Below are 6941 nucleotides of genomic sequence, written 5' to 3' on the forward strand. Positions count from 1 at the left end.
GGGCCGCCCGCGCGATCAGCGTGGTGCTGCCCCAGCTCGAAGGCCGGCTCGACGGGTACGCGCTGCGGGTGCCGGTGCCCACCGGTTCAGCCACCGATCTCACCGTCATCGTCCGCGAGCCGGCAACTGCCGAGGCAGTCAACGCCGCGTTCGCGGCCGCCGCCGATGGTGAGCTGAAGGGCTTCCTCACCTACACCGAGGATCCCATCGTCTCCTCCGACATCGTGACGGACCCGTCGTCGTGCATCTTTGACTCCGGGCTCACCAAAGTCACTGGTGACCTGGTGAAGATCGTCGGTTGGTACGACAACGAGTGGGGTTACTCTCACCGCCTCGCCGACCTGACCGGCCTGGTGGCGTCTACCCTCTGAGCCGTCTATCTACAGTCGCGGCCGGGCGCACGCAAACCTACTGCCGAGAGCTGATCTGCAGAATTCAATCCAGTTGTCGGGCAGTGCGGTTGTGTCCGTGCTCCCGGATCCCCTGATCCGTCGAGACTGGCGGACGAGCACGCTGACGCCTCAGCAACGGATGACTAAACCGGGGCCAGAACGCCGAAGCCACGATGTATGCCTGCAACCGAGTCAGCTGCCGACGTTCCGAACACGTGAGTGGCATGACACCTCGTAGTGCGCGTTGCGTCGGCCGGCTTAACGATCACCAGCCGGATGATTCGTGATTGCCGCCTGCACCGAAGCGAATCGTGACCGAGCCCGCTCGTCGGCCGCCTGCTGCTCTGCCGGTGTGACGACGACCGCATCAGGCCCCGGAAACACCAGAGCTTCGTGCCCAGTGTTGAGCCACCGCACCATGTAGGGTGGCGAGCCGTCCGCAGAATGCATTTCGGTGATCATCCCGCGCTGCTCCGCCTGTTCGTTGGTCCTGCCCTTGACCACCAACCAATCTCCAACATTGGCTTTCATCACCAACCCCTTTCGTCCGGGTCGGCTTCTATCGTGCGGGCCAAAGGAACGTGTGGGGTAGAGCAGTACGCCATCAGCCTCGTGTGCCGAAAGTCCATCGGTTGTCGTGTCACCCGTCGCGGTGCGACATCGGCCAATGGGTGCCTATCCTTCCCGGGGCACGGTCAGCGGCTCGGCTGGTGCCCGACGGCAGCGCACCGACGTCAGCACCGGAATTCCAAGACGTCGCTCAGCGGACGGCGGGGCGTGGCGGGAACGTGTCGCTCTACCGCCGGTACCTTGCCCACCCGGATCAAGAGCTGCGGCAGCCCGGGCTGTCCGCTGAGCCCCTGGATCAGTTCTCGGGCCGGGGTTATTTCGGTCATGTGCGTGAGGGTGCACGTCGCCATCCCGGCGACTGTGCACTCGAGCAACACAGCGGATAACACTTCGCCACAGCGCAAAACCTGCGGGCGGGTGTCATCGCGCGTGGACAGCACCAGGATCTTGGAGTGGTCGACGTCGATCGTCGCGCGTCGTTCTTCATAGCCGGTTGTCGGGAAGGCTCGTGCCACGTCGACACGGCTGGCTTCCGAAGCGGACACTCGTGCGCTCTGCGGGACGCCCTTGTCTAGATCGAAAGGCGATGTCCACCAACGTAGTTCGGATTGATAGGAGGGGTCATTATGGCGGATTGCTTCGGTGAGCCGAGACGCCTCCGCCAACTGCTGGCGAGCATCTTCGGGTATGACGCCGAGCGTCACAGTATCTTGGTCAATCTGGCTACGCAGCTGCCTTTCCAGCGAATCCCAGCGGCGGGGTGCGGCGAACGGTAACCGGTCGGTGCGGCGGCGCAGGATGGCCCCGGCCCGCTGCCGGTCTGCATCACTGACCGACCCAAGCGGACTGAATTCGAGCGTCGCCAAATGATCGGCATCACGGGAATCCGGGAATCGGTCGACGGCGGTATCCCAGCCGGCGACTGCCATTGCCACTCGCAGGTGATCGAGCATCGCGCCGCAGCTTAGGATCATCTCCCTACCTGAGCGGTCGATGGTTTGCACCACCGCTTTAGGATCCGCGAACAGTTGAAGCTGCCCGCGCTCGGCGACCCAATGCCAGGGCTGACTGTTGTGTAATGAGGGCGCGCGGCAGGCCAGCATCACCGCGTCGCGGATCGCTTGGGGCTCCGGCATTGTCTGCGTCATACCAACCACCGCCTACCTTGATGTCGACGCTAGAGGTTTCCCGATGAATCGACAGGGCCGTTGGTCCTTGAGGAAATGGGCATTCGGCCCCAGCCTTCAGCATCGCGAAATAGATACGCTTCCGTACATGACATATGTGATCGGCAGAGCATGTGTGGATGTCATGGACAAGTCGTGTGTGCAAGAGTGCCCGGTGGATTGCATCTACGAGGGAGCTCGGTCCATGTACATCAACCCCGACGAATGTGTGGATTGCGGTGCCTGCAAGTCGATCTGCCGGATGGATGCGATCTATTACGAAACCGATCTGCCGATAGACCAGTACCAGCACCTCGCCGACAACGCCGCCTTCTTCAGCGAGACCTTGCCGGGCCGCGATGGACCCCTGGGCTCACCCGGTGGCGCTGCCAACCTCGGGCCGTTGGGAGTCGACACGCCGTTGGTCTCTGCACTGCCACCGCGCGGGTGATGATCACACGGATCGCAGTCACGATTCATAGGAGTGCGACATGGCTGAGGTATCAACGGACTACGGAATCCTAGTTGGTGTTGACGGGTCCGCCGAGTAGGACGCCGCCATAGGCTGGGCCACCCGTGAAGCCACGATGCGTAGTGTGCCTATCACCGTGATGCATGTCGTCCCCCCGATCCCGGAATGGCCGACGCCTTCCAGGCAATCAGAGATCGCGGAGGTGTGGGAACAGAACGCTCGCGACGTCATCGAACAGGCACGCAAGACCGTCGTCGCCAATGCGGGTGAATCCGATCCGCCCGACTTGCGCGCAGAAGTGGTCAGTTCGACCGTCGTGCCGACACTCATCGACGCGTCCCAGCACGCCCGGATGATCGTCATGGGTAGCCGCGGGATGGGTGCGCTGGGCCGTTTTCTGCTGGGCTCGGTCAGCAGTGGTCTGGTACACCACGCCCACTGCCCGGTCGCCATCATCCATGCAGACGAAGGCTCGGCCGATGACAAGGCACCGGTCTTGGTTGGTGTTGACGGGTCGCCGGCGTCAGAAGGGGCCATCGAGTTGGCCTTCGAAGAAGCGTCGCGTCGTGGGGTGGATCTTGTCGCCTTGCACGCGTGGAGCGATGTGGGGGTCTTCCCGATTCTCGGCATGGACTGGCGAGAATACGAAGCCCAAGGCACGGAAGTCCTGGCCGAACGCCTGGCAGGTTGGCAAGAACAATATCCCGACGTGCAGGTGCAGCGACGGCTCGTCTGCGACAAACCTGCCCACTGGCTCCTTGAGGAATCCGAACACGCTCAACTCGTGGTGGTCGGCAGCCACGGCCGCGGTGGGTTCCCCGGCATGCTGTTGGGCTCGGTTAGTTCCGCTCTTGCGCAATCGGCAAAAGCTCCCCTGATCGTTCACCGAGCCAGGTGACAAGCAGCGGTCCGCCCACGGTGCTCGCCGCCGAACCTATGAACACGGCGGCTAGCCCCGATGCGTTAACGTCGACGCGCGACGATTACAGGTACGCATGCTGCGTGGACCACGGCCGTACTGACTGATCCCAGCAGCATTCCGGCGAACCCACCGCGGCCGCGGCTACCGACGACGACGAGTTGAGCCCGTTGAGCCCTGTCGAGAAGGTGGCGGGCCGGATGATCCCAGACGACCAGACGGCGAACGGCGACGTCAGGGTAGCGCTCCTGCCAGCCAGCTAGGCGCTCCGCGAGGTTTCTCTCTCCCGCGGATTCAAACGCCGACCATTCCATGGTTTGAAGGTGCTTGGTATCGGCGTCATTCCAGGCGTGTAGGGCAACCAATTCGGCGCCGCGCCAGGACGCCTCATCGAACGCGATGGCAGTGGCCAGCTCCGATGCCGGCGAACCATCAACCCCAAGAAGCACCGACGAACCAAGGGGGTGTCGCTGTGAAGAAAGTTCGTCAGGGATCACCGCAACCGGGCAGTGAGCGTGGTGTACCAACGCGGTGCTGACCGATCCGAGCAGGGGGCGGTGCCAGGTGCTCTGGCCGCGGGACCCGACTACGACCATCTCGGCATGCTTAGATTCCTTGACAAGCGTTGCCGCGGGCGCCGAGCACATCACTTCTGCCTTGATCTGGGGGCGGCCGTTGCCCACGGCGGTGTCTTCGGCAACTCTGATCGCATTGCTGAGCATTTGCCGGGCGTCTTCTTCGCGCTCCTCGAGCAGCTCACCCGCGATTGGGGTCGCGGGCAACGTCAGAATCGGTAAGTCAGTCACTGGTACGGCGACCACGTCGACGAGGGTGAGTGGAACGTTACGCATTGTCGCCTCGCGCGCGGCCCACCGCACAGCCGCCACCGAACATGATGACCCGTCGACACCTACCAAGATTCCCGAACGTGACATGGGACCGGGCACTCCATCACCCCGCTAATCGATCGGCTTGACCACTTTGCGTCCAACGCATCGAGCGCTCTGTCGACGACGATAGAAGCGGGGCTGTCACCAGTCAGGGAGGCATTGGTCCCCACAGCGATGGACATACGGCACATTGGTTTCCCGTTCCGCCCATGGTGCCCGCACATTGTCGGCGCCGGCCTGGCTCAGGTTGCGGACAGCGGTGACGGTCGGGCCGACGAACGGCCCTGCAATGCAGGACTTCGGTCCCTACCGCGGAAATCGGTCAAGTGATCGGATCGAAATTGTCAGTTCACCGAAGACCTGAGGAGGCAACATGACAACCCTTCCCGCTCGACGTCGGACGCGTTCGCTCTTTCCGGAGCTGTCCGAGCTGTTCGCCGGGTTTCCCTCATTGGCCGGACTCCAGCCGGCTTTCGACGCCCGGTTGCTCCGGCTGGAGGACGAGATTAAGGAGGGTCGCTACGAGGTACGCGCAGAGCTTCCCGGTATCGAACCCGCCAAGGACGTCGACATCACGGTGCGCGACGGCCAGCTGACGATCAAGGCGGAACGCACCGAGAAGAAGGAATTCAACGGACGCTCCGAATTCTCGTACGGCTCGTTCGAACGCACGGTGTCGCTGCCGACGGGCGCCAACGAAGACGACATCAAAGCCACCTACGACAAGGGCATTCTCATGGTGTCGGTTCCACTTGCCGAGGCGAAGCCCGCCGAAAAACACGTCCCGATTCAGTCCGCGAACTGACGCGGGCGAGCGGTCAGGCACTGGCCGTCGTGTCGAACGTCGATTGTGTAGGTAGTGGTCACAAGGTGCCTGTAGTCGCCTCCACAAGCTACACAGTCGACGCCGAAGTAGGTGGTTGATAAGAAGGAAAAGGCAATGGGACAACTAGCCAAAGTGTCCGTGGTGGGACGCCCGTTCCGGGCTGAAAATGGTGTGGTGGTCGCCTCGTCGACGCCGTGGCTCTATGGTCCTTCGAGGCCGTCGACTAGCCGGGTGTTGGGGATCGCGCCGTGGGCCCTTCACTGTTGCCGTTGATCGTCGAGCACGAGGATTAGATTTCTGCTTTCCCTTTGTGATCCCCACCTGGCGACCACTTAGTCGGTGGCGGTTGCGAGTCGGTGAGGAGAACACGATGTTGACCGAATCTCACGATGAGGAACAGATCATCGCCAGGGTCGCGGCCCTGGATATCGGCAAGGCGGAAGTGGTGTGCTGCGTCCGGGTCCCCGCCGGGGCGCAGGCGAAGAAACGACTGCAGGAAGTGTCCACCCATTCGACGATGACCCGGGCGTTGACCGAGCTGGCGAATCATCTGGTCGACCTCGGTGTCGAACGGGTGGTGATGGAAGCGACCAGCGACTACTGGAAGCCGGTGTTCTACCTACTCGAGGCGCACGGGCTGGACCCGTGGCTGGTTAATGCCCGCGACGTGAAACATCTGCCAGGTCGACCTAAGACCGATGCGCTCGACGCCGTCTGGCTGTGCAAGGTCGCCGAACGGCAGATGCTGCGCCCGAGTTTCGTGCCGCCCAAACCGATCCGGCAGTTGCGGGATCTGACCCGCTACCGGGTCGATCTGGTCGGAGCCCGCACGGCAGAGAAGAATCGGGTCGAAAAACTCCTCGAGGACGCCTGCATCAAACTCTCCGTAGTGGCCTCCGACATTTTCGGGGTTTCCGGGCGGGAGATGATGGGCGCCTTGATCGGCGGGGAGCGCGACCCCAAGGTGCTCGCGCAGTTTGCGCGCTCGAGGATGCGGGCCAAGATGAGCCTCCTCGAGGAAGCGTTCAACGGGCACTTCGATAACCATCACGCGTTCTTGCTCGCCCGGATGTTGGGCCGCATCGACGCGATCGACGCCGACCTCGCCGCAGTGGATGCACAGATCGAGGCGCAGTTGGCCCCTTTCGCGTCGGCGGCGGCCCGCCTCGATGACATCCCGGGCATCGGTCCGGTCGCCGCCGCGATCATCCTGGCCGAGGTCGGGGTGGACATGTCTCGGTTCCCCACCGCCGGGCACCTGTGCTCGTGGGCGAAGTTCTCTCCCGCTATCTGCTCCTCGGCCGGCAAGTCCAAGGGCAACGGATCCAGTGGACACGGCAACCGCTACCTCGCCCGGGTCCTCGGCGAGTCGGCGGTCGTGGCCGGCAGGACCGACTCGTTCCTCGGGGAGCGTTACCGCCGTATCGCCAAACGCCGCGGCAAGAAACGGGCGATCGTCGCCGTCGGTCGCTCGATCCTGGTGATCGTCTGGCACCTGCTGTCCGACGAACAGGCCGTGTTCACCGATCTCGGCGCCGATCACTTCACCCGCCACGTCAACTCGGAGACCAAGAAACGCAACCACATCCGCCAACTCGAAGCCCTCGGTTACGCGGTAACCCTCAACCCTGCCGCGTGACCCGCACAGCACCACCGCACACGCGTGCACCACACCAGACGCACGTCACCTTCATTTTCGGATTAGA

At 63.2% G+C, this 6941-nt stretch carries 7 protein-coding genes and 1 pseudogene; 5 read left to right on the forward strand and 3 right to left on the reverse strand.

Features of this window, described 5'->3' with window-relative positions:
* Positions 1-371, forward strand: a pseudogene (locus tag ACLQI9_RS22155) (type I glyceraldehyde-3-phosphate dehydrogenase); the annotation flags it as partial.
* 279 nt (positions 372-650) lie between these two features.
* Here ACLQI9_RS22155 and ACLQI9_RS22160 read toward each other — a convergent pair.
* Positions 651-923, reverse strand: a complete 273-nt coding sequence (locus ACLQI9_RS22160; RefSeq protein WP_442377429.1) for a DUF1918 domain-containing protein — start codon at positions 921-923, stop codon at positions 651-653.
* 203 nt (positions 924-1126) lie between these two features.
* Positions 1127-2110, reverse strand: a complete 984-nt coding sequence (locus ACLQI9_RS22165) for an Acg family FMN-binding oxidoreductase (RefSeq protein WP_442377431.1) — start codon at positions 2108-2110, stop codon at positions 1127-1129.
* 127 nt (positions 2111-2237) lie between these two features.
* Between ACLQI9_RS22165 and fdxA the strand changes: the two genes are divergently transcribed.
* Both fdxA and ACLQI9_RS22175 read left to right on the forward strand, forming a co-directional pair.
* Positions 2238-2579: a ferredoxin gene (gene fdxA, locus ACLQI9_RS22170; protein ID WP_442377433.1), complete on the forward strand. Its 342-nt coding sequence runs from the start codon at positions 2238-2240 to the stop codon at positions 2577-2579.
* A 109-nt stretch (positions 2580-2688) separates the two neighbouring features.
* The gene (locus tag ACLQI9_RS22175; RefSeq protein ID WP_442377444.1) at positions 2689-3498 is read left to right on the forward strand and encodes a universal stress protein; all 810 of its coding nucleotides are present in this window, start codon (positions 2689-2691) and stop codon (positions 3496-3498) included.
* A gap of 65 nt (positions 3499-3563) precedes the next feature.
* Here the strand turns inward: ACLQI9_RS22175 and ACLQI9_RS22180 are convergent, their stop codons facing one another.
* Complete coding sequence (locus tag ACLQI9_RS22180; RefSeq protein ID WP_442377435.1) at positions 3564-4454, reverse strand: universal stress protein; 891 nt, start codon at positions 4452-4454, stop codon at positions 3564-3566.
* A gap of 328 nt (positions 4455-4782) precedes the next feature.
* On the opposite strand from ACLQI9_RS22180, the gene ACLQI9_RS22185 reads away from it, so the two are divergent.
* The gene (locus tag ACLQI9_RS22185) at positions 4783-5214 is read left to right on the forward strand and encodes an Hsp20/alpha crystallin family protein (RefSeq protein WP_442377437.1); all 432 of its coding nucleotides are present in this window, start codon (positions 4783-4785) and stop codon (positions 5212-5214) included.
* A gap of 391 nt (positions 5215-5605) precedes the next feature.
* Positions 5606-6874 carry an IS110 family transposase gene (locus ACLQI9_RS22190; RefSeq protein WP_442377438.1) on the forward strand — a complete coding sequence of 423 codons (1269 nt, stop codon included), beginning with the start codon at positions 5606-5608 and terminating at the stop codon, positions 6872-6874.
* Positions 6875-6941 lie beyond the last annotated feature (67 nt).

Origin of the sequence: Mycobacterium sp., assembly GCF_052143115.1 — a bacterium.
Classification (GTDB): domain Bacteria; phylum Actinomycetota; class Actinomycetes; order Mycobacteriales; family Mycobacteriaceae; genus Mycobacterium.